The 24,893-nt window shown below is 38.7% G+C and carries 22 protein-coding genes, 1 other RNA gene and 1 pseudogene; 7 read left to right on the forward strand and 17 right to left on the reverse strand.

All coding sequences use genetic code 11. The annotated features are described in order from the left end of the window. The first annotated feature begins 114 nt into the window (after positions 1 to 114). On the forward strand, positions 115 to 1,965 hold the full coding sequence (gene typA / locus AT683_RS00625; RefSeq protein ID WP_005660047.1) for a translational GTPase TypA: 1,851 nt from the start codon (positions 115 to 117) through the stop codon (positions 1,963 to 1,965). An 86-nt stretch (positions 1,966 to 2,051) separates the two neighbouring features. Here the strand turns inward: typA and pdxH are convergent, their stop codons facing one another. Continuing rightward, a complete protein-coding gene (gene pdxH, locus AT683_RS00630; protein ID WP_038440325.1) occupies positions 2,052 to 2,684 on the reverse strand; it encodes a pyridoxamine 5'-phosphate oxidase in 633 nt (210 codons plus the stop codon). A gap of 192 nt (positions 2,685 to 2,876) precedes the next feature. Between pdxH and AT683_RS00635 the strand changes: the two genes are divergently transcribed. From AT683_RS00635 to rlmB, 3 genes are all read left to right on the forward strand, one after another. After that, entirely contained in the window at positions 2,877 to 3,584 is a 708-nt protein-coding gene (locus AT683_RS00635) for a 7-cyano-7-deazaguanine/7-aminomethyl-7-deazaguanine transporter (protein WP_038440326.1), read from the forward strand. A 191-nt stretch (positions 3,585 to 3,775) separates the two neighbouring features. Next, a complete protein-coding gene (gene rnr, locus AT683_RS00645) occupies positions 3,776 to 6,124 on the forward strand; it encodes a ribonuclease R (protein WP_058222143.1) in 2,349 nt (782 codons plus the stop codon). A 55-nt stretch (positions 6,125 to 6,179) separates the two neighbouring features. After that, positions 6,180 to 6,920, forward strand: a complete 741-nt coding sequence (gene rlmB / locus AT683_RS00650) for a 23S rRNA (guanosine(2251)-2'-O)-methyltransferase RlmB (RefSeq protein ID WP_058222144.1) — start codon at positions 6,180 to 6,182, stop codon at positions 6,918 to 6,920. A gap of 36 nt (positions 6,921 to 6,956) precedes the next feature. Here the strand turns inward: rlmB and clpB are convergent, their stop codons facing one another. From clpB to AT683_RS00665, 4 genes are all read right to left on the reverse strand, one after another. Then, complete coding sequence (gene clpB, locus AT683_RS00655) at positions 6,957 to 9,527, reverse strand: ATP-dependent chaperone ClpB (RefSeq protein WP_005651368.1); 2,571 nt, start codon at positions 9,525 to 9,527, stop codon at positions 6,957 to 6,959. Between the two features lie 127 nt (positions 9,528 to 9,654). Then, positions 9,655 to 10,218, reverse strand: a complete 564-nt coding sequence (locus AT683_RS00660; RefSeq protein ID WP_011272248.1) for a 5-formyltetrahydrofolate cyclo-ligase — start codon at positions 10,216 to 10,218, stop codon at positions 9,655 to 9,657. 17 nt (positions 10,219 to 10,235) lie between these two features. Further along, positions 10,236 to 10,433, reverse strand: a non-coding RNA gene (gene ssrS / locus AT683_RS09300) — 6S RNA. A 107-nt stretch (positions 10,434 to 10,540) separates the two neighbouring features. Continuing rightward, positions 10,541 to 10,843, reverse strand: coding sequence for a cell division protein ZapA (locus tag AT683_RS00665; RefSeq protein ID WP_005651366.1), 303 nt, complete (start codon positions 10,841 to 10,843; stop codon positions 10,541 to 10,543). Positions 10,844 to 10,991: 148 nt separating this feature from the next. Here AT683_RS00665 and polA point away from each other — a divergent pair, with 148 nt between their 5' ends. Together polA and AT683_RS00675 are read left to right on the forward strand one after the other, a co-directional pair. After that, a complete protein-coding gene (gene polA, locus AT683_RS00670; protein ID WP_038440330.1) occupies positions 10,992 to 13,784 on the forward strand; it encodes a DNA polymerase I in 2,793 nt (930 codons plus the stop codon). 14 nt (positions 13,785 to 13,798) lie between these two features. Then, complete coding sequence (locus AT683_RS00675) at positions 13,799 to 14,146, forward strand: hypothetical protein (protein WP_011272246.1); 348 nt, start codon at positions 13,799 to 13,801, stop codon at positions 14,144 to 14,146. A 136-nt stretch (positions 14,147 to 14,282) separates the two neighbouring features. Here AT683_RS00675 and AT683_RS00680 read toward each other — a convergent pair whose 3' ends face one another. The 11 genes and pseudogenes from AT683_RS00680 to AT683_RS00725 form a co-directional block, all read right to left on the reverse strand. Continuing rightward, positions 14,283 to 15,044: a HugZ family heme oxygenase gene (locus tag AT683_RS00680; RefSeq protein ID WP_005652481.1), complete on the reverse strand. Its 762-nt coding sequence runs from the start codon at positions 15,042 to 15,044 to the stop codon at positions 14,283 to 14,285. 175 nt (positions 15,045 to 15,219) lie between these two features. Next, the gene (locus AT683_RS00685) at positions 15,220 to 16,863 is read right to left on the reverse strand and encodes an ABC transporter substrate-binding protein (RefSeq protein WP_038440331.1); all 1,644 of its coding nucleotides are present in this window, start codon (positions 16,861 to 16,863) and stop codon (positions 15,220 to 15,222) included. Positions 16,864 to 17,009: 146 nt separating this feature from the next. After that, positions 17,010 to 18,401: an MDR family MFS transporter gene (locus AT683_RS00690; RefSeq protein ID WP_011272244.1), complete on the reverse strand. Its 1,392-nt coding sequence runs from the start codon at positions 18,399 to 18,401 to the stop codon at positions 17,010 to 17,012. After that, complete coding sequence (mobB, locus tag AT683_RS00695) at positions 18,398 to 18,913, reverse strand: molybdopterin-guanine dinucleotide biosynthesis protein MobB (RefSeq protein WP_038440332.1); 516 nt, start codon at positions 18,911 to 18,913, stop codon at positions 18,398 to 18,400. Before mobB ends, AT683_RS00690 begins: the two co-directional genes overlap by 4 nt. Positions 18,914 to 19,066: 153 nt before the next feature. Continuing rightward, a pseudogene (locus AT683_RS09795) lies at positions 19,067 to 19,263 on the reverse strand (hypothetical protein). 71 nt (positions 19,264 to 19,334) lie between these two features. Beyond that, positions 19,335 to 19,769 carry a SoxR reducing system RseC family protein gene (locus AT683_RS00700; RefSeq protein ID WP_005648296.1) on the reverse strand — a complete coding sequence of 145 codons (435 nt, stop codon included), beginning with the start codon at positions 19,767 to 19,769 and terminating at the stop codon, positions 19,335 to 19,337. Continuing rightward, a complete protein-coding gene (locus AT683_RS00705; protein WP_038440334.1) occupies positions 19,763 to 20,536 on the reverse strand; it encodes a class I SAM-dependent methyltransferase in 774 nt (257 codons plus the stop codon). Before AT683_RS00705 ends, AT683_RS00700 begins: the two co-directional genes overlap by 7 nt. Further along, complete coding sequence (gene trmA, locus AT683_RS00710) at positions 20,518 to 21,609, reverse strand: tRNA (uridine(54)-C5)-methyltransferase TrmA (protein ID WP_005693197.1); 1,092 nt, start codon at positions 21,607 to 21,609, stop codon at positions 20,518 to 20,520. Before trmA ends, AT683_RS00705 begins: the two co-directional genes overlap by 19 nt. A gap of 143 nt (positions 21,610 to 21,752) precedes the next feature. Continuing rightward, complete coding sequence (locus AT683_RS00715; protein ID WP_005648303.1) at positions 21,753 to 22,088, reverse strand: MaoP family protein; 336 nt, start codon at positions 22,086 to 22,088, stop codon at positions 21,753 to 21,755. A gap of 61 nt (positions 22,089 to 22,149) precedes the next feature. Then, on the reverse strand, positions 22,150 to 22,767 hold the full coding sequence (dsbA, locus tag AT683_RS00720; RefSeq protein WP_005693196.1) for a thiol:disulfide interchange protein DsbA: 618 nt from the start codon (positions 22,765 to 22,767) through the stop codon (positions 22,150 to 22,152). A 10-nt stretch (positions 22,768 to 22,777) separates the two neighbouring features. Next, positions 22,778 to 23,044 (reverse strand): YihD family protein, encoded by a 267-nt coding sequence (locus AT683_RS00725; RefSeq protein WP_005648308.1) that lies wholly within the window; start codon positions 23,042 to 23,044, stop codon positions 22,778 to 22,780. Between the two features lie 64 nt (positions 23,045 to 23,108). Here AT683_RS00725 and mobA point away from each other — a divergent pair, with 64 nt between their 5' ends. Further along, complete coding sequence (gene mobA / locus AT683_RS00730; protein WP_058222145.1) at positions 23,109 to 23,687, forward strand: molybdenum cofactor guanylyltransferase MobA; 579 nt, start codon at positions 23,109 to 23,111, stop codon at positions 23,685 to 23,687. A 138-nt stretch (positions 23,688 to 23,825) separates the two neighbouring features. Here the strand turns inward: mobA and AT683_RS00735 are convergent, their stop codons facing one another. Then, complete coding sequence (locus tag AT683_RS00735; protein ID WP_005648312.1) at positions 23,826 to 24,818, reverse strand: amidohydrolase family protein; 993 nt, start codon at positions 24,816 to 24,818, stop codon at positions 23,826 to 23,828. Positions 24,819 to 24,893 lie beyond the last annotated feature (75 nt).

Here is a 24,893-nt window from a genome sequence, read left to right on the forward strand (position 1 = left end):
TCGTTTTCTTCAACATAAGACAACAACCTATATTAGGATTAGGTGCAGTAAATTGCACCTTTTTTATAAAATCATATACCGTGCAAAATTGCACCTTACTCGAAGCATTAGATAATGAAAAACGAAATCAATATTAAAAAACTCCGTAACATCGCAATCATTGCGCACGTAGACCATGGTAAAACCACTCTTGTAGATAAACTTCTGCAACAATCTGGTACTTTTGAATCTGCACGTGGTGATGTAGATGAACGCGTTATGGACTCAAATGATCTTGAAAAAGAACGTGGCATTACAATTCTTGCAAAAAATACCGCGATTAACTGGAATGACTACCGTATTAACATCGTGGATACTCCAGGACACGCCGACTTCGGTGGCGAAGTTGAACGTGTGCTTTCTATGGTAGATTCTGTTCTATTAGTTGTTGATGCGTTTGACGGCCCAATGCCACAAACGCGTTTCGTGACTCAAAAAGCATTTGCTCACGGATTAAAACCAATCGTCGTGATCAATAAAGTTGATCGCCCTGGTGCGCGTCCTGACTGGGTTGTAGATCAAGTATTTGATTTATTTGTCAATCTTGGTGCAAGCGATGAACAGTTAGACTTCCCAATTATCTATGCTTCAGCATTAAATGGTGTTGCAGGTCTTGAACACGAAGATTTAGCCGAAGATATGACGCCATTATTTGAAGCTATTGTGAAATATGTAGAACCGCCCAAAGTAGAACTTGATGCGCCATTCCAAATGCAAATTTCACAATTAGACTATAACAACTATGTAGGTGTCATCGGCATTGGTCGTATTAAGCGCGGTGCGATTAAACCAAATCAACCTGTTACTATCATCAATAGTGAAGGAAAAACTCGTCAAGGTCGTATCGGTCAAGTACTTGGTCATCTTGGTTTACAACGTTATGAAGAAGACGTTGCTTATGCAGGCGATATTGTTGCGATCACTGGTTTAGGAGAATTAAACATTTCAGATACGATTTGTGATATTAACGCAGTGGAAGCATTGCCATCATTAACGGTTGATGAACCAACAGTCACCATGTTCTTCTGTGTAAACACCTCTCCATTTGCAGGGCAAGAAGGAAAATATGTCACATCGCGTCAAATTCTTGAACGCTTAAATAAAGAATTGGTTCACAACGTAGCGTTACGCGTAGAAGAAACCCCAAACCCAGATGAATTCCGTGTTTCTGGTCGTGGAGAATTACATCTTTCTGTGTTAATCGAAAATATGCGTCGTGAAGGTTATGAACTTGCGGTTTCTCGCCCTAAAGTAATCTATCGTGATATTGACGGTAAAAAACAAGAGCCATACGAACAAGTAACTATCGATGTGGAAGAACAGCATCAAGGTTCTGTAATGGAAGCATTGGGTATTCGTAAAGGCGAAGTTCGTGATATGTTGCCAGATGGCAAAGGCCGTGTTCGTTTAGAATACATTATTCCTAGCCGCGGATTAATTGGCTTCCGTGGTGACTTTATGACGATGACTTCTGGCACAGGCTTACTTTACTCAAGTTTTAGCCACTATGATGAAATTAAAGGTGGAGATATTGGCCAACGTAAAAATGGTGTATTAATCTCGAACGCAACAGGTAAAGCACTGGGTTATGCATTATTTGGCTTACAAGAACGTGGTAAGTTAATGATTGATGCAAACGTGGAAGTTTATGAAGGTCAAATTATCGGTATTCATAGCCGTTCAAACGACTTAACTGTAAACTGCTTGCAAGGTAAAAAACTGACGAATATGCGTGCTTCAGGTAAAGACGATGCGATTGTGCTGACTACACCTGTAAAATTCAGTCTTGAACAAGCCATTGAATTTATCGATGACGATGAATTAGTGGAAGTGACACCTGAGTCGATTCGTATCCGTAAAAAACTTTTAACGGAAAACGATCGTAAACGTGCAAATCGTACAACGACAAGTACTAGCACGCATTAATAAATAAAGCTAAACGCTAAAATTTAGAAAAAATTAACCGCACTTTGGGGATACAACTAAAGTGCGGTTATTTTATGCTCAATTTACTAAGGAGAAAGTCTTTCTCTAATCCAATTATCACTTTCTTTACGATAACGAATGCGATCATGTAAACGGCTTGGACGCCCCTGCCAAAATTCCACGGTTTCTGGCACAACTAAATAGCCGCCCCAATAATCTGGTCGAGGCACCTTTAACGGATGTTTAGCTGCAACCAATGCTGCTTTTGCTAGCAACGATTTATAATTAGAAATCACCGCACTTTGCTCACTTGCCCAAGCTCCTATACGACTGGTATAAGGTCGGGTAGCAAAATATTTATCGGATTGTTCTGCTGGAATTTTAACCGCCTTACCTTCAATCCGCACTTGGCGTTCCAATTCAGGCCAAAAGAAAGTCAGCGCGACATAAGGATTGCGCTCAATACAACCGCCTTTTCGACTAAGATAATTCGTAAAAAAGACAAAACCTTGCTCATTGACTTCTTTTAACAAAACCATTCGGCTATTTGGGCGACCTTGTTCATCAACAGTCGCAATATTCATTGCGGTTGGCTCATTGACTTGAGCATGAATAGCCTCTTTCTGCCACTGTTCAAATTGCGAAATTGGATTTTTATGGCAATCATGTTGTGAAAGCACTCGTTTAGTATATTCATCACGAATATTGTGTAACTCCATTTTCTCTCCTTTCAAATTTGATGAAAAACGCAAATAGAATAAAGGCTGTAAAATCATTCGTCAATTTTCACAAAATATAAAACTCAAATGTCATCGACTCTTGCAATTATTAGAAATATGCGTATCATCTAACCCCCTATATTCAACCTCGGGTTCCCTAACCCCGATTTATTTAAACTAAAAAGGTACAACATGAAATTAACCTCTCCGATCTTTAATGATCAACAAAAACGTCGTGCAATCATCTGGCTCAGCTTTTTCCACATATTCATCATTGCAGCGAGCAATTACTTTGTACAAATCCCTTTTGAAATCACGCTAAAATTAACCGCACTTGGTGCAGCAAACGATTTTTCTTTCCACAGCACTTGGGGAACGCTCACATTCCCATTTATCTTTTTAGCTACCGATTTAACCGTACGCATTTTCGGTGCGGAAGATGCGAGAAAAATCATCTTCGTGGTGATGTTTCCTGCACTTATTGTAAGTTACGTCATATCTGTTTTATTCTCTGAAAGCAAATTCCAAGGTTTCGAATCATTAACGCATTTTGATCTGTTTGTATTCCGTATTGCTATTGCGAGCTTTGCCGCTTACGTTATAGGACAATTGCTTGATGTGATCGTATTTAACCGCTTACGCCAGTTAAAAACTTGGTGGGTGGCGCCAACTAGCTCAATGACATTTGGCTCAATGGCGGATACATTCGTTTTCTTCAGTGTAGCCTTCTATCAAAGTGCAGATCCGTTCATGGCTGAACACTGGGCACAACTCGGTTTTGTAGATTACCTATTTAAGCTATTTGTCGGCATTATATTATTCGTACCAGCCTATGGCGTAGTATTAAATGTTATTTTACGAAAATTACAAATGCTCGTAACAGAACACGTTCCTGCATAAAATTTTTACCGCGCTTTTCATACTTTAAAAATATCTATAAAAAGTCATCACTGTTATAGTGCTGGGGAAAGATCGTTAAGTTCTTCAATTTTAAAATATCCTTAAAATATACAGTGATAATTTTATCCCCGTCTTGCATTATCCTCCTTACAGTGTCAAACTCTCCGCACTTTTTAAAACTGTAAAAAATAATGACAAAAAAACGTAAAAACTTAATCAGCCAAGATCCTCATTACAAACGAGAATTGGAAAAATACGGCAATCCAATCCCGAGCCGTGAATTTATTTTAAGCGTTATTCGAGACAATAATGCACCGATGAATCGGGATGAAATTTTGACCGCACTTTCCATTCGAAATGAAGAGCAAATAGAAGCGATGCGTCGCCGATTACGCGCGATGGAAAATGACGGACAATTAGTGTTCACCAAACGTAAACGCTATGCCTTACCAGAAAAATTAGATTTATTTAAAGGCACGGTCATTGGTCATCGCGAAGGTTTTGGTTTTTTACAGGTCGATGGCAAAAAGGATGATTTATTCATTCCAAACCATCAAATGCAAAGAGTCATGCATGGAGATTTTGTCTTAGCGCAACCTGCTGGATTAGATCGTCGTGGTCGCCGTGAAGTGCGAATTGTGCGCGTATTAGAAAGCCGTAAAAAACAAATTGTGGGTCGTTTTTTCTTAGAAAACGGTTTTGGCTATGTGGTGCCTGATGATAGCAGAATTGGTAGAGATATTCTCGTGCCAAATGAACATCGTAATGGCGCACGTATGGGACAAGTTGTCGTTGTCGAATTGCAAGAACGTTCTGCCAGTTTTAACCAGCCAATTGGCGCTATCACTGAAATTCTAGGCGATAATATGGCGAAAGGAATGGAAGTGGAAATCGCCTTGCGTAACCACGATATCCCCCATAAGTTTCCAAATGCGGTGGAAAAATACGTAAAAAAATTTACTGAAGAAGTCCCTGAAGATGCCAAAAAAGGTCGTGTGGATTTACGAAATTTACCGCTTGTGACAATTGATGGTGAAGATGCTCGTGATTTTGACGATGCTGTTTATTGTGAAAAACATAACAAAGGCTGGAAACTTTGGGTCGCGATTGCGGATGTCAGTTATTACGTACGTTTACGTTCCGCTTTGGATGTAGAAGCGCATAATCGTGGTAACTCGGTCTATTTTCCGAACCGAGTGGTACCAATGCTACCTGAAATTTTATCCAACGGCTTATGCTCTCTAAACCCACAAGTGGATCGTTTGTGTATGGTGTGTGAGATGCAAATTTCTGCCAAAGGTAAGCTCATAGATTATCGCTTTTATGAAGCAGTGATGAATTCTCACGCCCGCCTCACTTATACCAAAGTAGCCAAAATGCTTGAAGGCGATGAAGAATTACGCGCTCGTTATTCTACGCTTGTACCTCATTTAGAAGATCTTTATAAACTCTATCAAGCGTTGCTTGGTGCACGTCATCAACGTGGTGCGATCGATTTTGAAACCATTGAAACCAAGTTTATTTTCAATGCAATGGGGAGAATTGAGCGTATTGAACCCGTTGTTCGTAATGATGCCCACAAAATCATTGAGGAATGTATGATTCTTGCGAATATCGCAGCAGCTAATTTTATGGAAAAACATAAAGAGCCAGCGTTATATCGCATTCATGCCACCCCGAGCGAAGAAAAATTAACATCGTTCCGCACTTTCTTAAGTGAGTTTGGTTTAACTTTAGAAGGCGGATTAAAACCAACTACAAAAGACTATGCTGCTCTCTTAGAAAAAGTTAAAGAACGGCCTGATCATGAACTTATTCAAACAATGTTGCTACGTTCATTAAGTCAAGCCGTCTATCATGCTGATAATATTGGGCACTTTGGCTTGGCTTTGGAAGAATATGCTCACTTTACTTCGCCAATTCGCCGTTATCCAGACTTAACACTTCATCGAGGTATCAAATATTTACTCGCTAAAGAACAAGGCGCTAAACGTAAAACCACCGATACAGGCGGTTATCATTACTCTTTTGATGAAATGGATTTACTTGGCAATCACTGTTCAATGACCGAACGCCGTGCCGACGACGCTACTCGTGAAGTGGCAGATTGGCTGAAATGTGAATATATGCAAGATCATATTGGCGGTGAATTTAGCGGTGTTATTTCATCTGTGACGGGATTTGGTTTATTTGTACGCTTAGATGATTTATTCATCGATGGTTTAGTCCATATTTCCACCTTAGAAAACGATTATTACCAATTCGATGCAGCAAAACAGCGTTTAATCGGCGAAAATAGCGGAATGCAATATCGCTTAGGCGATAAAGTTCGCATCAAAGTTGAAGCAGTACATTTAGAAAATAAAATGGTCGATTTCTCGCTAATAGGTAGTGAACGTAAGCCTCGTCGAGCTGGAAAAACGGCGAAAGAAAAAGCTAAGAAAGTTTTTAAAGAGCTACCGTCCAAAGCCTCCAAAAAACGAAAAAGTGCGGTAAAAAAGAAAGAAGTTTCGAAGAAAACATCTAGAAAACGAAAATAATTCACTTCCTATTTTAAGAATGAATTAAAAATTCAAATAAGAAAAAGAGAAATTTATGTCAGAACAAATCTACGGCATTCATGCTGTTAATAGTATTTTAACCCATTCACCAGAGCGTCTAATTGAAGTCTTCGTACTTAAAAGACGTGAAGATAAACGCCTACAGCCACTCTTAAATGAGCTTTATTCCCTGGGAATTGGTGTGCAATTTGTTAATCGACAAACACTTGATAAAAAAGCCGATGGTGAGGTTCATCAGGGTGTCATTGCTCGAGTACAAGCGGCAAAAGAACTCAATGAAAATGATCTTGATGAAATTCTTGCGAATAAACAAAATCCGCTTTTATTAGTTTTGGATGGCGTGACGGATCCACACAATTTGGGAGCATGTTTGCGAACAGCGGATGCAGCGGGCGCAGTGGCAGTGATCGTACCGAAAGATAAATCTGCACAATTAACATCTATTGCACGTAAAGTTGCTTGTGGCGCGGCAGAAACCGTGCCGTTAATTCGTGTAACCAATCTTTCTCGCACACTACGCGATTTACAACAAAACCATAATATTTGGGTGGTTGGCACTGCTGGCGAAGCCACTGAAACCATTTATCAAAGCAAACTGACAGGACCACTAGCACTTGTTATGGGAGCTGAAGGCGAAGGAATGCGTCGTTTAACGCGTGAACATTGCGATCAACTGATTAGTATTCCAATGGCTGGTTCAGTTTCATCATTAAATGTATCTGTCGCAACAGGGGTATGTTTATTTGAAATTGTACGCCAGCGTTTAGGTTCATAAGAAAAGTGCGGTAAATTTACCGCACTTTTTTAATACCTATTGTCTCGCTTGAACTTCTGCGTTGGCATAATCAATGGTAACAACCTTACCAGGTAATAACGCACCAGATAGAATTTGTTGTGCCAGGCTGTTTTCAATTTCTTGTTGAATAGCACGTTTCAATGGACGTGCACCATAAATTGGGTCATACCCCACTTCACCAATGAAATCTAATAAAGCATCGGTAAACACTAATTCATAGCCACGAGTTTCCATACGTTTTGCTAAGCGTTCTAATTGGATACTTGCAATCGCACGGATATTTTCTTTACCAAGTGGATGGAATACCACCGTTTCGTCAATACGGTTGATGAATTCGGGACGGAAATGTTGGCTTACCACTGACATCACTAAGGCTTTCATTTCGCTATAGCTTTCGTCTTTATTACCTTGGATTAAATCAGAACCCAAGTTAGAGGTCATAATTACCACCGTATTACGAAAATCTACGGTTCTGCCTTGACCATCAGTCAAACGACCATCATCCAATACTTGTAATAAGATATTGAATACATCCGCATGTGCTTTTTCAACTTCATCTAATAAGATCACTGAATATGGACGACGACGAACAGCTTCAGTTAAATAACCACCTTCTTCATAACCAACATAGCCTGGAGGTGCACCAACTAAGCGAGAGACACTGTGTTTTTCCATAAACTCTGACATATCAATGCGCACCATCGCATCTTCACTATCAAACAAGAATTTAGCCAAAGTTTTGCAAAGTTCTGTTTTACCTACACCTGTTGGCCCTAGGAACAAGAAAGAACCAATTGGGCGATTAGGATCGGAAAGACCTGCACGGCTACGACGAATCGCATTTGCTACCGCATCAACTGCTTCTTCTTGACCAATCACTCGTTTATGTAGTTCATCTTCCATGCGCAAGAGTTTTTCTTTTTCGCCTTCCATCATTTTGGATACAGGAATACCTGTGGCTTTAGAAAGCACTTCTGCGATTTCTTCATCTGTGACGCGATAGCGTAAAAGCGTCATTTCTTTTCCTTCGCTGGTTTCAGCTTGCTCAAGTTGCTTTTCAAGATCAGGGATGCGGCCATATTGCAACTCTGACATTTTCGCTAAATCACCCGCGCGACGAGCTTGTTCTAGTTCGGTTTTTGCAGTATCTAACTCTTGTTTAATATGTTGAGAGCCAGAAAGCGTTGCTTTTTCAGATTTCCACACTTCTTCAAGTTCGGCATATTCACGTTCTTTTTCAGCCAATTCTTTCTCTAACATTTCTAAACGTTTGCGACTTGCTTCGTCTTCTTCTTTTTGTAACGCCTGTTGTTCCAATTTTAGTTGGATAATTCGACGTTCAAGGCGATCAAGCGGTTCAGGTTTAGAATCTATTTCCATACGAATGCTAGACGCCGCTTCATCGATCAAATCAATGGCTTTATCCGGCAATTGACGATCGGAAATATAACGATGTGAAAGCGTTGCGGCAGCGACAATCGCAGGGTCAGTAATATCCACGTGATGATGAATTTCATAGCGTTCTTTCAAACCACGTAAGATAGCAATGGTATCTTCTACACTTGGTTCGTCCACAAATACTTTTTGGAAACGGCGCTCAAGTGCGGCATCTTTTTCGATATATTGACGATATTCGTCTAACGTTGTTGCACCCACGCAATGTAATTCACCGCGCGCTAAACTTGGTTTTAATAAGTTACCCGCATCCATCGCACCATCGGTTTTACCCGCGCCGACCATAGTATGAATTTCATCAATAAAGAGGATCACGCGACCTTCTTCTTTAGAAAGTTCATTGAGCACCGCTTTTAAACGTTCTTCAAATTCTCCGCGATATTTTGCACCAGCAATCAATGCGCCCATATCTAATGAAAGCACACGTTTATTTTTCAAACCTTCTGGCACTTCGCCGTTTACGATACGCTGTGCCAAGCCTTCGACAATCGCCGTTTTCCCTACACCTGGTTCACCAATTAACACAGGGTTATTTTTGGTACGACGTTGTAATACTTGAATGGCTCGACGAATTTCTTCATCACGCCCAATTACAGGATCAAGTTTGCCACTTTCTGCACGAGCGGTTAAATCAATCGTATATTTTTCAAGAGCTTGTCTGCTTTCTTCTGCATTTTGATCGTTCACGTTTTGTCCCCCTCTAATGTGCTGAATAGCTTGCGAAATTTGTTCTTTTTTCGCACCGCACTTTTTCAAAATATCGCTGATCGTTCCTCGTTCTTCTAAAGCTGCAAGCAAAAACAATTCGCTCGAAATAAATTTATCTTGGTTTTGCTGTGCGAATTTATCGCATAGATTAAGTAAATTAATAAGCTGGCGTGAAAGTTGTACATCTCCACCATTGCCAATCACTTGCGGCAATTTATTTAGTTCTGTCTTTAATTCATTACGCAATAAAGCCACATTTACGCCACTTGCTGTCAAAATTGGCGCAATAGAGCCGCCCTGTTGATTTAAAAGTGCGGTCAATAAATGCACGGGTTCAATAAATTGATTGTCTTTTCCGATAGCAAGTGATTGTGCTTCGCTTAACGCTTCTTGGAATTTTGTCGTAAATTTTTCAATGTTCATACGCTTTCCTCAATTTGATTTCGGCTTTCGCCATTCGCATAAACTAAGTAAGCTCGGTTGAATAAATTTCAAGAGAAAAAATGAAATATTTTGATTTTATCTATCAATAAGATTTTGATGATAGGTTTTAATCCACCAAAATATCAAACAGTGGCACATCCCAATGCTCAGTGGGAAGATTTTCTACTTGCTGACATTGGTGCGCTAAACCAACTGGAATAAAAGACTTATTTTGCCAATTCTGCAACGTGCGATCATAAAATCCACCGCCCATACCAAGGCGATTTCCTTTTTTATCAAAAGCCACCAATGGCGTAAATAAAATATCCAGTTCATTTAATGGCAAAACATTTTGAACATTTAGCTTTGGCTCCCAAATGCCAAACTGATTTTGTTTCATTGGCGTATCAGGTAAATAGCGTAAAAACAATAAATAGTGTTTAGTAAAAGGATGTAAAACAGGCAAATACACATTTTTATTTTGCATCCACAGGGATTGGATTAAGGCTTTTGTTGAAATTTCACCATCAAAAGAAAAATATAATGCAATATTTTTGGCTTGTCGTTGCTCGATAAGATTTAACGCCTGTTGGGTCACTGATTGTGCTGCTTGTTGCTGTTGAAGTGCGGTTAAATTTGCGCGTATTTTTCGAATTTCAGCGCGGATTTGCTGGCGTTTTTGAGTATTCATAGAAATGAAAGGAGAAGATAGGACCCAGAGTGCCGCTGCGGGCAGTAGTCCTTGAACCCGACGGTTCAAGGAAATCAGTTGATACCGTTTTCAGGTTTCTTAGCCCAATGAACGAGTCAAAGGTTAAGCCTACACACCAACGATAGGAAACCAATTTATAAGATTTAAAGTATCGGCTCAGGGACATAGCCTACTGACGAACACTCCAGGTAATTCTTATGGGTTTATACTAGCCCAAATTCTCAGTATTGACTAGCATTTATTTGTCAAATTTAACGAGTTGCTTATAAAACGACAAAATGACTCTAATTTGATCATTAATTTAATGCGGTTCTTTTGTAACACGAATATTTTCTAATGAATGATCTAATTGTTGGATACCCGTTCTCAATACCTCTTCAATTTTAGCCGTTTTATTTTTTTCTTGGCTTAATTCAAAACTCAAATTGAGTGCCACAATAGAGAGCACACGATCAAGCTGAATAAGGCCTGTCTTTTCTTTCATTTCGGAAACCAATATATCTAAATTACGCGCAGCTTGGCGCAGTAATTCTTCTTGTTCAATGGGTACATTTAAACGCAAAACCTGACCCAAAACTAAAATTTCGACCAATTTTAACGACATTTGATTTCCTTAAATTAAATATTTGAATGGCTGATATTATGCCATAGCAAAAAATATTCGTCATAAATTTTACATTAAACCCGCCATTCGCTCATCACCATAAATTACGCTATAATGCCCACATTTTTCAGTTTAAAACGAGATTTTTATGGCCCAAATTGCAACAAATCCGCTTGTGCTAGTGGATGGTTCTTCTTATTTATATCGTGCATTTCATGCCTTTCCTTCTTTAACTAATGCCGCAGGTGAGCCAACAAACGCGATGTACGGCGTGTTAAATATGTTAAAACGCCTCATCTCACAAGTACAGCCCACTCATATAGCCGTTGTTTTTGATGCAAAAGGGAAAACATTTCGCGATGAAATGTTTGAACAGTATAAATCTCATCGCCCGCCAATGCCTGATGATTTACGCAAACAAATTCAGCCTTTGCACGATATGATTCGTGCATTGGGCATTCCGCTTTTAGTGGTGGAAGGGATTGAGGCAGATGATGTGATCGGTACTCTCGCACTACAAGCATCAAGTTTGGGTAAAAAAGTGCTCATTAGTACTGGCGATAAAGATATGGCACAGTTGGTGGATGACAATATTATGCTCATCAACACCATGAATAATAGCCTATTGGATCGTGAGGGTGTGATTGAAAAATACGGTATTCCACCTGAACTCATTATTGATTATCTCGCACTTATGGGCGATAGTGCAGATAACATTCCTGGCGTTGCTGGCGTGGGCGAAAAAACCGCACTTGGTTTACTACAAGGCATAGGAAGCATGGCTGAAATTTATGCCAATCTTGAAAAAGTAGCGGAACTGCCAATTCGTGGGGCGAAAAAACTAGGTGAAAAATTATTGGCTGAAAAACCCAATGCCGATCTTTCTTATACATTAGCAACCATCAAAACGGATGTTGAACTTAACGTGACAACAGATCAATTGTTGCTTGGAGAAAGCCAAAAGGATCAACTCATTGAATATTTTGCTCGCTACGAATTTAAACGCTGGCTTAATGAAGTGATGAATGGTGCTGACTCCATAACCCAAACCACTGAACAGCCAGTGAAAATGAACCAGTATCAGGCGACCTCACAAGATCAAAGTGCGGTGGAAAATACGCCTAAAATTCAAATCGATCGTACAAAATATGAAACCTTACTCACTCAAGCGGATTTAACGCGCTGGATTGAAAAACTCAATACAGCAAAACTCATTGCAGTGGATACTGAAACAGATGGCCTCGATTATATGTCTGCTAATTTAGTGGGTATATCTTTTGCTCTTGAAAATGGCGAAGCCGCTTATTTACCATTGCAATTGGATTATTTGGATGCGCCAAAAACACTCGAAAAATCGACCGCACTTGCGGCTATCAAACCCATTTTAGAAAATCCTGACATTCACAAAATTGGACAAAATATTAAATTTGATGAAAGCATTTTTGCCCGTCATGGCATTGAATTACAAGGTGTTGAATTTGATACGATGTTGCTTTCTTATACGCTAAATAGTACGGGTCGTCATAATATGGACGATTTAGCCAAACGTTATTTAGGTCATGAAACTATCGCATTTGAAAGCATCGCTGGAAAAGGAAAAAATCAGCTTACGTTTAATCAAATTCCATTAGAACAAGCCACTGAATACGCAGCAGAAGATGCGGATGTGACAATGAAATTACAACAAGCACTGTGGTTGAAATTGCAACAAGAACCAACGCTTGTTGAATTGTATAAAACAATGGAATTACCATTACTTCATGTGCTTTCTCGCATGGAACGTACAGGCGTTTTGATTGATAGTAATGCCCTCTTTATGCAATCTAACGAAATTGCCACAAGATTAACCGCACTTGAAGAACAAGCTTACGAATTAGCAGGTCAGCCATTTAATTTGGCTTCCACCAAACAATTACAAGAAATTTTGTTCGATAAACTTGGCCTACCTATTTTACAAAAAACGCCAAAAGGTGCGCCATCAACGAATGAAGAAGTATTGGAAGAATTAGCCTATAGCCACGAATTACCCAAAATTTTGGTCGAACATCGTGGGTTGAGCAAACTTAAATCCACTTACACGGATAAACTGCCTCAAATGGTCAACTCACAAACGGGACGAGTGCATACCTCTTATCATCAAGCGGTGACAGCGACAGGACGTTTATCATCAAGTGATCCAAACTTACAAAATATCCCGATTCGGAATGAAGAAGGTCGTCGTATTCGACAAGCATTTATCGCACGTGAAGGTTATTCTATTGTCGCTGCTGACTATTCTCAAATTGAGCTACGCATTATGGCACATCTTTCTGGCGATCAAGGCTTAATTAACGCCTTCTCTCAAGGCAAGGATATTCATCGCTCCACGGCTGCTGAAATCTTCGGTGTATCATTAGATGAAGTCACCAGCGAGCAACGTCGCAATGCTAAAGCGATTAATTTCGGCTTAATTTATGGGATGTCCGCGTTTGGACTTTCACGCCAACTTGATATTTCTCGTCCTGATGCAAAAAAATACATGGATTTATATTTCCAACGCTATCCGAGTGTACAGCAATTTATGACCGATATCCGTGAAAAAGCGAAAGCACAAGGCTATGTGGAAACGTTATTTGGTCGCCGTTTATATTTACCTGATATCAATTCTAGCAACGCAATGCGTCGTAAAGGGGCAGAACGCGTAGCGATAAATGCACCGATGCAAGGCACAGCTGCGGATATTATTAAACGAGCGATGATTAAACTTGATGAAGTAATCTATCACGATCCCGACATTGAAATGATTATGCAAGTACACGATGAATTAGTGTTTGAAGTGCGGTCAGAAAAAGTCGAGTTTTTCCGTGAACAAATTAAACAACAAATGGAAGATGCATCGGAATTAGTTGTTCCGTTGATCGTAGAAGTCGGTGTAGGTCAAAATTGGGATGAAGCGCATTAATTGGATAAGTAAGAATGAATTTAGAAAGACTTAACGAAATTGAAAAACCATTACTCCACATCGTTAAACACGATGTTGTGCCAGCCCTAGGCTGTACCGAACCCATTTCTCTTGCACTCGCATCTGCTACAGCGGCGAAATATTTAGGCAAAACACCTGAACGCATTGAAGTAAAAGTTTCGCCTAATCTGATGAAAAATGGATTGGGCGTTGCAGTGCCAGGAACAGGTATGGTTGGATTGCCTATTGCTGCGGCAATGAAGGTATTGTCGAACACGATCTTGATCGAACTATTGATAATCTCTGCGCTATTGCATCAAAAAGTATGCAGCATATCGACAGACAGGTTATCGAAATTATAGTAAGCAAGCCTTGTCCTTAATGAAAATAAAGTGCGGTAAAAAAATAAAGAAATTTCAATTTCACTCGAACTTATCGTAAACAAAAGGGGTGAGTATAAATTTACACTCAACCCTTTATCTTCATTAAGAGACAATATTATTTATCACTTTCTTTTTCATGTGGATTGCCTTTGACACCAATATGAGAAATTTCCCCATTAGCATCAATCAAATAAGCTTGGCCAAAACCTCTTACAAAACGACCTGTTCCAAATGTAAGTTCAACTAAATCAAAATCAGTAAATTCACGAATTGTTTTAATTCCGCCTACATCATTCATAGTTTCGGCTAATTTATCTAAGACTTTTTCAACAATTGGATCTTCACGAGGAATAAAACGTGCACTTGCTTTATAACGTAAGCGAGTACGCACAATAATTGACTTCGCTTTGTTTTCATCTTCTAAAAACATCACTTCTACTTGATTTGGATTGCGTTTTAAATTCTCATAATGCTCTGCAATGGCACTGATATAAATATAATATTTTCCATCAAAGAAAATAATTGGTGCATAAGACGCCATCGGTAAGCCATCTTTATCTAAAGTAGAAAGCACACAGCTTTTAAACTCTTGACGAAATTCATCAATTTTAGCCTTAATACGATCGTAATTTGCTACTGGTTTATTTTCTACACAAAGATTGATGATAGCTTGCTTAATTGAACCTGCGTCAGCTTGTTGTGGAAATTCCACACGTAATGTTTTGCCACCATTATATTTAAAATCTAAACCAGCAAAATCTACATTAACTAACGTCACATCTGTGATTTCCTTTTCGCCACCAAATTTTTTACAAAGGGCAGCCATATCATCTTGATGATGATCATTCATATGAGTGATAATTCGATTGAAATCCATTTTTGTTCCTTATATTAACAATTAATTTTTATTATTCTACGGAATCATATCCGATAGAAATAATGCAGAGCATTATACTCAAGTTAAAGTTATTTAACATATTTTTTACAGAATAATCCTTGATAAATAAAAAGCCCTTATAAATAAGGGCTTAAAATAAGTAAATCAATATGAATTATTTACCATCAACACTCACACCATAAAAAGCGTCATAGCCAAATGGGCTTTGTACATAACCTTTTACACGAGGACTAAGTGGCGCAAAACCAACAGAGTGGGCAACTGGAATCCAAGGTGCTTGATTATGGACAATAACTTGAGCTTGTTTATAAAGTTTCGCACGTTCTTCCTTATTGGTTAATCCAATAGCCTCATTGAGTAAAGCATCAAATTCTGAATTATTGAAACGTGCCATATTAGAATTACCTATATTTGAGCTACCTAATAATGGGGATAAGAAATTATCAGGATCGCCATTGTCGCCAGACCAACCAAAGATACCCGCAGTTAATTCTCCCTCTTTTGCTCGTTTTCTATAATCAGCCCATTCATAAGTCACTGGGTTAGTTTTTACACCAATTTTCGCCCAATCCGCCATAATTAATTCAGCCATACGTTTTGGATTTGGATTAGAAGCACGAATAATAGGTTGAATCCAGAAATCAGTTTCAAAACCATTTGGATAACCCGCTTCTGCTAAAAGTTGTTTTGCTTTTTCTGGATCGTACGGATAATCTTGGATTTCATCATTATAACTCCAAATTGTTGGAGGAAGTGGGTTTTTAGCTGATATTCCTGCGCCTTGATAAACCGCTTCAATAATCGCTTTTTTATCCACTGCGTAATTCAACGCTTGGCGCACTTTGACATTATCAAACGGTGCTTTTTCGGTATTGAATGCGATATACGCTACGTTCAAACCTTTTTGTTCCAAAAGTTGTACTTTTGGATCGGTTTTCATTTTGGCTAAATCCGCTACATTTGGGAATAAAATTAAATCGCAAGTACCCGCCTGTAATTTTGCATAACGTGTTGTTGCATCAGGCACAATGCTAATGACTAAACGATCTAAAGGTGTTCTACCTTTCCAATAATTTTCATGCGCAACATATTGTATGGCTTGATCTGTTTTATAATCCACAAAAACAAAAGGGCCTGTCCCCACTGGGCGACTATCAAGTGTTTCTGGTTTACCCGCTTTCAGCATTGAATCAGCATATTCTGCAGAATAAATAGAAATAAAATCCATACCAAGACTAGCCAAGAAAGTCGCATCTGTCTTGTTTAAGGTAATACGAATTGTGTTATCGTCTACTTTCTCCACTGATTTCAACAATTCAGGGAATTTCATTGCTTTAAAATATGGATAAGTCCCCTTAGATACATTGTGATATGGATGATTTGGATCTAACTGACGTTGGAATGAAAATACAACATCATCTGCATTAAAATCACGTGTCGGGGTAAATTCTTTTGTTGTATGGAATTTAACACCCTTTCTTAAATGAAAAGTATAACTTAAACCATCATCGCTAATTTCCCAGCTTTCAGCTAAAGCTGGTTCAATATCCGTTGAGCCTTTTTTAAATTCAACTAAGCGGTTATACACTTGTTGTGAGCTTGCATTATAAGAAGTACCTTCAATTATTAACGCAGGGCTAAATCCCAATGGAGCTTTCGCTGTGCAATAAACGAAAGTATTATTTGACGAGGATTTTGCTTCAGTTTGAGCAGTAGATTTATTTGCCGAGCTAGATTGATCACAAGCTGCCAAAACAAGAGTTGCAGCGGCGAGAGTTAATGTTGCTTTTAGTTTCATAAGCATACCTCAATGTTAGGCAGGGAATGCCCTACCATTTATGGTTAAACGATGGAGCTATCTCCACCAACAAGAAATATCAATAAGATATAAGCAAATTTCCCTTTTTTTAAATAAAAAAATTCTATGGATTATAACAAATTAATCTAAGGCATTTTTCGTAAATGATCGCCATCATTTTTGTGTAATTTCATAAGCGACCAAACAAGGGCGATTACAAAAAGTGATGAAGTTAAAAAAGTATAGCTGAATGCCTGTTGTAAGCAATCACTTGCGTTAAAGAAATGTCGATAAAGATTTAAGATTATTGATGACACAGCAATACCAAATCCAATCCCAACTTGCTGTACAATACTTAATACGGTAGAGCCTGTGCCAGACTGTTGTTTTGAAAGATCGCCTACAGCCAGCGTATTAATTGAAGTAAAAATGATCGACATACAAGCCCCATACCACATAAGATTACAAATAATCCAAGTTAGAGAGCTTTGTTTATCTAACCAAGCCATTGAAATCACAGAACCTGCCATCAAAAGTGCGGATGAAATTAACGTGGTTTTATAACCCCAACGATTTAAAATTCGTCCAATTAATATTTTCAACATCACAGAAATTAACGCAATCGGTGCTAATAGCCAGCCAGACATTTCAGCACTGTAACCGAAAGATAATTGGAACATCAAAGGCAATAAAAAGGGCACACCAGATGCAGATAATCGGATAAAAATATTAGCAATAATACCTAATCTGAATGTACGAGTTCGGAAAAGGGATAAAGGTAAAATGGCATTTTCATTGTTTTTAGCATAGCCACAATAAGTTACGAGTAACAGAATACCAACAACTAATATGCTATAAGTTACACTTGAATTATGCTGACTTTCTCCGAGTAAATCCAAACCAAGCGTAATACCAACTAACCCCAATGCAAAGAGTAAAAAACCTGTCCAATCTAATTTCTCTGCCTTGCCCTTGATATTGTTCATCACGCTGCCCGATGCCAAAATTCCTAGCACACCAATTGGAATATTAATTAAAAAAATCCAGTGCCAACTGGCGTGAATGACTAACCATCCACCTAAAATAGGCCCTAGAATTGGCCCAATCAAACCTGCAGTTGCCATTAAATTCCAAGCATTCACTAATTGTTGTTTGGGGACAGCTTGAATAATAGCTAAACGCGCAACGGGCATCATAAAGGCACCGCCTATCCCCTGAATCACTCGGGCTAAAATAAGGCTCTCTAAATTAGAGGCCGCGGCACAAGCAACTGAACCTAAAATAAACGTGAAAACTGCACCACGAAAAACAGTCAATGTCCCAAATTTTGCCGCAGCCCAAGCGGTAAGAGGAATAAATAATGCAACAGCTAAAGAATAAGCGATGATCGCCATTTGCATTTCAAAGGCGGGTTTATGTAAATCGGAAGATATCGCGGGTAAAGCTGTATTTAGAATGGTCGCATCGAGGCTTTGCATAAAAAGTGCCATTGCTGCTACCCAAGCTAAACCGCGATAGGCATTGGATTCAGTAGTCATCGTGCTCCGTGAAAATGGTGCAACCAATTTTCAATAAAATCGGCAATTTGCGGAATGCGGTTAATATCCAACAAAGTGCGGTCAATTTCAAGGGAATAATTCGTTGCAACTGCGAGCACATATTCGTCAATTTCGGGTAAAGGTTTTGTCATTTCTTGACGATGGAGCAAAATCTTTGGAATTGGCTCTTGTTTAAAGCCTTCCACCAACACTAAATCCGTTAAAGTGCGGTCAAATTGTTGCGCTAAATAATCCAATGAAACAGGTTTTGGCGTTTCCGTCATAATCGCCCAGCGTTCATCATTCGCTACAATGACTTGAGAAGAACCCGCCTCTTTCATACGCCAGCTATCTTTTCCTTCTTTATCAACTTGCATATTGTGATGGCTATGTTTAATCACTGAAACGCGAATGTGACGAGCGATCAGTTCTGGAATAAGTTTTTCTAATAATGTTGTTTTACCACTACCGCTATAACCGGTAATTCCAAGTAAAGGAATCTGATTGTTCATAAAAATAACCTTAAAAATCACCGCACTTTAGATACGGAAAACCCCGAAAGATCGGGGTTAATAAATTAAGAATGTTTTGCTACATAATTGGCAAAAATAAGTCCGCCAATAGCAAGAAGCGAAACAATGCCAAGCCCTATAGTAAGCCACATATTATTTTCCCTCCACTAATTGACGAAATTTACGCCCCATCACAAGGCAAGCATAAGCAATAATGAGCAAAAAAATAATATTTCATCCTTTTAGGAAAAGCGGTTGCTCGCCATAGAGTATAACAGGCATTGCTAGAATAGCAACTTTTGCCACATCATCACTAAGTTTGACCAAGCCTCTAAAGAGCTTTTTTCAATGGGTAATTTAAATAACTAGCTTTATAGTTTGCGATCTAGATCGCAGAAATAATAAAAAGCGAATAAAAAACTTAAGATAATATGCGCAATAAAACAGGCTGAAATTCTGTTTGTTGCCCTAATTTTCTGCTATAAGATTTTACAAAAATGAAAGAAAGTGCGGTTAATCCAAAGATTAAAATGGCACGCAGAATTTCATTATCGCTTATGTAATCGGACAACATAGTCACAATCAATAAGGTCAAAAGCGGTACAACATACATCAATAATGCCGACAACAACATCGACTTTTCTTCTAATCCAATTTCAACAATTTGACCTTCGCGTAATGGCATTAATGTTTCCACATTAAAAATATGCTCGCCACGTTTACCGTTTAATTCGGAAAGGCTTGATGTTCCACAACTGTTTTTAGCTGCACATTGGCCACAGGCACTTTGGGATTGGCATTTCACTTTGGCAATGCCATTTTCATAGCTAATAACAACGGCACTTTCTCTTAGCATTGGGATGCTCCCATATAAATATCAAAGCGATGATTTTTCGTTTCACGGCTAAAGTGCGGTTGTTTTCCACAAAGAAATTCCGCATAGTCAGGACGCTTCACGACCACACGTTTTTTAGCTAATTGGAGTGCAGGTAAAAGCAATTCATCAGCATCTAAATCAGCCCCGACTAAATGCTGGAATACACGCATTTCCTTTTTTACTAGTGCAGATTTTTGTTTATGCGGATACATTGGATCGAGATAAACCACATCGGCATAATCGCTATTAGGATCAAGTTCATTAATATGCTGAACATTCAGCAAGTGCAAATTTTGTTGCAACATCTCGCCGATTTCCTCATCTTGATAAGCACGATTTAAACCATCTTGCAGAAGTAAAAAAACAACAGGATGGCGTTCTACTAAACGAACTTGGCAGCCAATTGCGGCTAACACAAAGGCATCACGTCCTAGACCAGCTGTTGCATCAATAACCGTTGGCAATGCCGAACCTTTAATCCCTACTGCTTTCGCTACGGCTTCTCCACGTCCACCACCGAATTTACGACGGTGAGCCATTGTGCCACCAACAAAATCAACATAAACCGCTCCGAGTTTAGGTTCGTCTAGTTTACGAAGTTCTAAACGGTCATCGGTTTGAACAAGTGCAAGTGGGCTCTTTTCATTATGAATAATGTTGTGTTCAGCACAAAGTGCGATCAATTCTGCTAATGTTTTTTCTGTCGATTCAGAAATCAGCTGAATTCCTACTTGCGAATGAGCCATAGGCCGCTTTCCATGTGGTCAGTGTAAGGGAATTGGTCAAATAACGCCGCTTTTTCAATGCGGTGCGTTTTTGATAGTTCAACAAGATTATCACACAGCGTATGTGGATTACAGGAAATATACAAAATGCGATCGTAATTTTGTACAAGTTTCACTGTATCAGGATCAAGCCCCGCACGAGGCGGATCGACAAAAATGGTATTACATTCATAAGATTTTAAATCAATCCCTTTCAAGCGGTTAAAGGCTCTAACCCCATTCATTGCCTGCGTAAATTCCTCTGCCGACATACGGATAATTTGTAAATTATCCACTTTATTTTCAGCAATATTAAATTGTGCGGCGGCTACGGAAGGTTTGGCGATTTCTGTTGCCAATACCTTACGGAAATTTTGTGCAAGTGCGATAGAAAAATTACCGTTTCCGCAGTAAAGCTCTAATAAATCACCTTCGCTATTTTGGGTACAATCAATTGCCCATTCAAGCATTTTGCAGTTTACCGTTGCGTTTGGCTGGGTAAAACTATTCTCGACTTGGCGATAGACATAATTTCTGCCATTCACAGGTAAAACTTCGTCCACATAATCTTGCTCAAAACAGATTTTTTGTTTACTTGCACGCCCGATTATTTGCACATCAAAATCTTGCTTTTCGAGTAAATCTTTCAAATTTTTAGCCGCACTTTCCCATTCTTCAGTGAGTGTTTTATGATAAAGCAAGCTCACAATAATCTTATTACTCAAGGTGCTAAGGTAATCAATTTGGAATAATTTTTTGTGTAGCACTTCTTGTTGTTTTAACAAAGGTAATAAGGTTTGCATCATACGATTAATTAGCATGCTGGCGATTGGAAATTCATCCACGCGATAACGCTGCAGCGTCGCTTGATCAAACATAATATGGTAAAAATCATCTTGCTCGTGCCAAATACGAAACTCCGCACGCATGCGATAATGACTTGTTGGAGAGTCAAAAACTTGAATATCTGGTGCATTAAAAGGGTGTAAAAGTGCGGTTAATTTTTCAAGTTTTTTTTGTAGCAGTTCGTTGTATTGAGAAATCGGTAATTGCATAGAAATTAGTATTCATAGGGTGTATGAATACGAATCGTTCATACAAAGATAGGAGAATAAAGTTATCAGCCGTGAATTACGCGTGATTTCACAAGCTATTCAAAAACAAAAGGCAGACTTCCGCCTGCCTTATTTAACGTATCTTATTCGCCGGAATAATCTTCACCGCCAGAGGCAGCTTCACTCACATCACTAGATAAGGTGTAAACACGTTTTTTAGTGTTAATACGAGTACGATATTTATTCCAAGTTTTTTCAAAGAAAGTCTCTGCTGCGCGCTCACCACGGCAAAATGCGACGAAATCTTTTTCTTCTTTAGTCGCTGGCTCACGTTCCCCTAAGTCTAATGCTTTGAACGCTTGACCATATTGCTCAAGCACCTGTGATTCTTTAATTGTGTAATCACCGTGACGGGAAAAACCACGAGGGTAGTTTTTGTCGTCAAAGAAACGACGCGTTACGCTAAAACTTGCAGCCATAATATTCTCTCTTCTTTCATTAATATTTACAAAATAGGGCTGGCATTAAACCAATTTTTCGTTATTTTTGCAATAAACCTTTTACGGTTTGCACATAATCTTTCACGAAATCATCATAATTTAACCCTTCAGGGTTTACACGGAATTTTCCATTTACATAAAAATCAGGTACGCCACGCACTTTAAATTGTTCTGCTGCATTCACTTGTTTATTAACTAAACCATTTACTGCAAAACTATTAATGCCACCATCAAATTGCTCGGCGGTTATGCCATTCGATAAGAAGATAGCTCGAATATCATCCATTGATTTCAAGGCATCCTTTTGAGCCGCTTCAAATAATGGTGATTTTACTTTACTTTCTGCACCTAATGCCATTGCTAACGCCCAAGCACGTGTTAAGTTTTCAGATTGATGACCTAAGAAATTTACATGATATTGTTTAAATTTCACATCTTTTGGTAAAGCATCTACGACTTGTTGTGGAATTTTGTATTCCATTTCAAAGGCGTAACAATGCGGGCAATAGAATGAGAAAAACTCAATCACTTCTTTTTGCTGTGAAGCCTGTTGACTCACTTGAACATATTGTTTGCCTTCTTGTAAATCTGCGGCAAAACTATTTACAGACATAAGCGTGCTGACACCTAAACCTAACGCAAGTAATACTTTTTTCATTTCTTTCCTCTTATTTAATGATACCGCGAGCACGGAGCAATGCGGTTTTAAAATCTTCTTCGTAATCTTTTTTGAGACCAGGAATTGGCTCATATTTATCTGTACCATCCATTTTTAACTGATAAATAATCACTTCATCAGTTAATTCATTTAATGGTTTTTGGAAACCTGATTCATTGGCAATTTTTTGCAAAATTTCCATTAAACTCAAATCCGAGTCTTTAGACCAATAAAACTGTAAAAGTTCCAAAACTTCATTTAAACGCTTACATTTCATTGCTATTTCCGTTTTAATCGTAAAAAATAGGCAAATGATACTTGAAATAATGATAGATTAAAATATGACAATTACAATAAGTGCGGTAATTTTGGCAGGTGGCAAAGCACGCAGAATAGGCGGGCAAGATAAAGGATTACAGATTTTAGGTAAACAATCTTTAATTGAACATGTTATTAATCGCTTACAACCACAAATTCATCAGATTTCAATTAACACTAACCGAAATCAAACAGAATATGCAAAATTTGGCTTTCCTGTTTTCTCCGATGAACTGCCCGATTTTCAAGGGCCATTAAGTGGCATGCTAACAGCTCTAGAAAAGAAAAAAAGTGACTTTATCCTTTTTACACCTTGTGATACGCCTTTTTTTCCTATGAATCTTTTAGATAAACTCAAAAGTGCGGTTAAAAATGACCGCACTTTAATTGCGTATGCTTGCGATGAAGAACGTGAACATCCCGTTTTTTGTTTAATGTCCGTTCAGCTAAAGGAAAAATTGCGACACTATTTAGCATCGGGTGAACGACGCCTTTTACAATTTATGAAAGAAAATGGCGGGATTTCAGTAAAATTCACGCAAGAAGAAGGTAACTTCGAGAATTTTAATACGCTAGATGATTTAAAGAAAACAGTCATCTAACCGAACACTAACAAAAGTGCGGTTTATTTTTATTATTTACGAGCACCAAATATCGCAATCAATTCTTTCACTTTTACGCGTTTTTCTGGGTTTTAAAATAGTTATGGTAACTAGCTGGCTTAAACCCACCATACGCAACTAAATTAGCTCTAGTCCTAACACTTTACGACCGTTAATACTTGCGATATTGACCATTTCATCTAAGTGAGGGAAACGGCAACCCGCAGCTAATAGGCTTAATTCTTGCCATAAATCGCCTTCACATAGAGGAACCATGTAATCACAAATATTATCTGTGCCTAGGGCAACAGTGATACCTTCGGGAATCATTTCATCTGCTGGCGTGAGTGCATTATGGAATGGCATAAGATCTTCTTTGCGATTACTGTCAATCCATGCCATAGGACAGGCTATCATCATCATTTTGGCTTTACGCATTTTTTCGTAAAGTTTGTAGCGATATTCTTTTGAATGTGAGCCAATGGAAATACCATGGATACCTACAACTCGCCCCTCCATTCCGTGTTCAATGGTTTTGTCGCAAAGTTGCTCGGTTTCTTTTTCACTTGGATTGTTGAATTGGTCTACATGTACATGACACATAATTCCAAGAGATTTGGCCTTATCTAACAAGATATCCATCGCTTCTAAGCCACGTCCATAATCCAATTCATCACGATATGGTAAGCCGCCAATCATATCTACCATTTCTGCACCAATATCAAACCATTTACGCGCAGTGGGTTCTATTACCCCTTTTAAAGTTTGATTGGCAAATTTTAAAATAATGTCATGTTTATACACTTCGCGGGCTTTGTGTGCGGCAATAATTGCACGATCTTCACAAATTGGGTCTATATCGACAAAAGTACCAAATGCGGTTACACCTTGGGATATCATTAATTCAATAGATTGGCAAAAACGTGCGTAATAATCATCAACACTGGAAGTGCGTTTTACTTCATCCACTAAATCCCATTTTTGTTGCAAATTACTACTATGATAAATCCCAATTTTCTCTGGCGTCATCGTAAAAGCGCGGTCAGCATGAGCATGGGCATTTACCCACCCGCCTTTTTTGATAATTTCATCGCGAATATAGGTTTTAAAACTACGAACATGGCTTTTCATACAAACTCCGTAAAAAAGAAAGGATAAAAAGACGAGAATGTATATTAATTGAAAGGTACTGTAAGTACGGCGAGA

It is taken from the genome of Haemophilus influenzae (assembly GCF_001457655.1).
GTDB classification, from domain to species: Bacteria; Pseudomonadota; Gammaproteobacteria; order Enterobacterales; family Pasteurellaceae; genus Haemophilus; species Haemophilus influenzae.

Excerpts from the sequence above, each read along its gene's own strand:
- AT683_RS00665 (WP_005651366.1), bottom strand. The coding sequence starts at position 10,843 with ATGTCGTTAAAATTGGTCGAAATTTTAGTTTTGGGTCAGGTTTTGCGT.
- AT683_RS00715 (WP_005648303.1), bottom strand. The coding sequence starts at position 22,088 with ATGGCTGCAAGTTTTAGCGTAACGCGTCGTTTCTTTGACGACAAAAAC.
- mobB (WP_038440332.1), bottom strand. The coding sequence starts at position 18,913 with ATGAACAATCAGATTCCTTTACTTGGAATTACCGGTTATAGCGGTAGT.
- polA (WP_038440330.1), top strand. The coding sequence starts at position 10,992 with ATGGCCCAAATTGCAACAAATCCGCTTGTGCTAGTGGATGGTTCTTCT.
- AT683_RS00705 (WP_038440334.1), bottom strand. The coding sequence starts at position 20,536 with ATGGCTCATTCGCAAGTAGGAATTCAGCTGATTTCTGAATCGACAGAA.
- AT683_RS00725 (WP_005648308.1), bottom strand. The coding sequence starts at position 23,044 with ATGAAATGTAAGCGTTTAAATGAAGTTTTGGAACTTTTACAGTTTTAT.
- AT683_RS00635 (WP_038440326.1), top strand. The coding sequence starts at position 2,877 with ATGAAATTAACCTCTCCGATCTTTAATGATCAACAAAAACGTCGTGCA.
- mobA (WP_058222145.1), top strand. The coding sequence starts at position 23,109 with ATGACAATTACAATAAGTGCGGTAATTTTGGCAGGTGGCAAAGCACGC.
- rlmB (WP_058222144.1), top strand. The coding sequence starts at position 6,180 with ATGTCAGAACAAATCTACGGCATTCATGCTGTTAATAGTATTTTAACC.
- typA (WP_005660047.1), top strand. The coding sequence starts at position 115 with ATGAAAAACGAAATCAATATTAAAAAACTCCGTAACATCGCAATCATT.
- clpB (WP_005651368.1), bottom strand. The coding sequence starts at position 9,527 with ATGAACATTGAAAAATTTACGACAAAATTCCAAGAAGCGTTAAGCGAA.
- AT683_RS00660 (WP_011272248.1), bottom strand. The coding sequence starts at position 10,218 with ATGAATACTCAAAAACGCCAGCAAATCCGCGCTGAAATTCGAAAAATA.
- AT683_RS00675 (WP_011272246.1), top strand. The coding sequence starts at position 13,799 with ATGAATTTAGAAAGACTTAACGAAATTGAAAAACCATTACTCCACATC.
- AT683_RS00685 (WP_038440331.1), bottom strand. The coding sequence starts at position 16,863 with ATGAAACTAAAAGCAACATTAACTCTCGCCGCTGCAACTCTTGTTTTG.
- AT683_RS00700 (WP_005648296.1), bottom strand. The coding sequence starts at position 19,769 with ATGCTAAGAGAAAGTGCCGTTGTTATTAGCTATGAAAATGGCATTGCC.
- AT683_RS00690 (WP_011272244.1), bottom strand. The coding sequence starts at position 18,401 with ATGACTACTGAATCCAATGCCTATCGCGGTTTAGCTTGGGTAGCAGCA.
- dsbA (WP_005693196.1), bottom strand. The coding sequence starts at position 22,767 with ATGAAAAAAGTATTACTTGCGTTAGGTTTAGGTGTCAGCACGCTTATG.
- trmA (WP_005693197.1), bottom strand. The coding sequence starts at position 21,609 with ATGCAATTACCGATTTCTCAATACAACGAACTGCTACAAAAAAAACTT.
- rnr (WP_058222143.1), top strand. The coding sequence starts at position 3,776 with ATGACAAAAAAACGTAAAAACTTAATCAGCCAAGATCCTCATTACAAA.
- AT683_RS00735 (WP_005648312.1), bottom strand. The coding sequence starts at position 24,818 with ATGAAAAGCCATGTTCGTAGTTTTAAAACCTATATTCGCGATGAAATT.
- AT683_RS00680 (WP_005652481.1), bottom strand. The coding sequence starts at position 15,044 with ATGGATTTCAATCGAATTATCACTCATATGAATGATCATCATCAAGAT.
- pdxH (WP_038440325.1), bottom strand. The coding sequence starts at position 2,684 with ATGGAGTTACACAATATTCGTGATGAATATACTAAACGAGTGCTTTCA.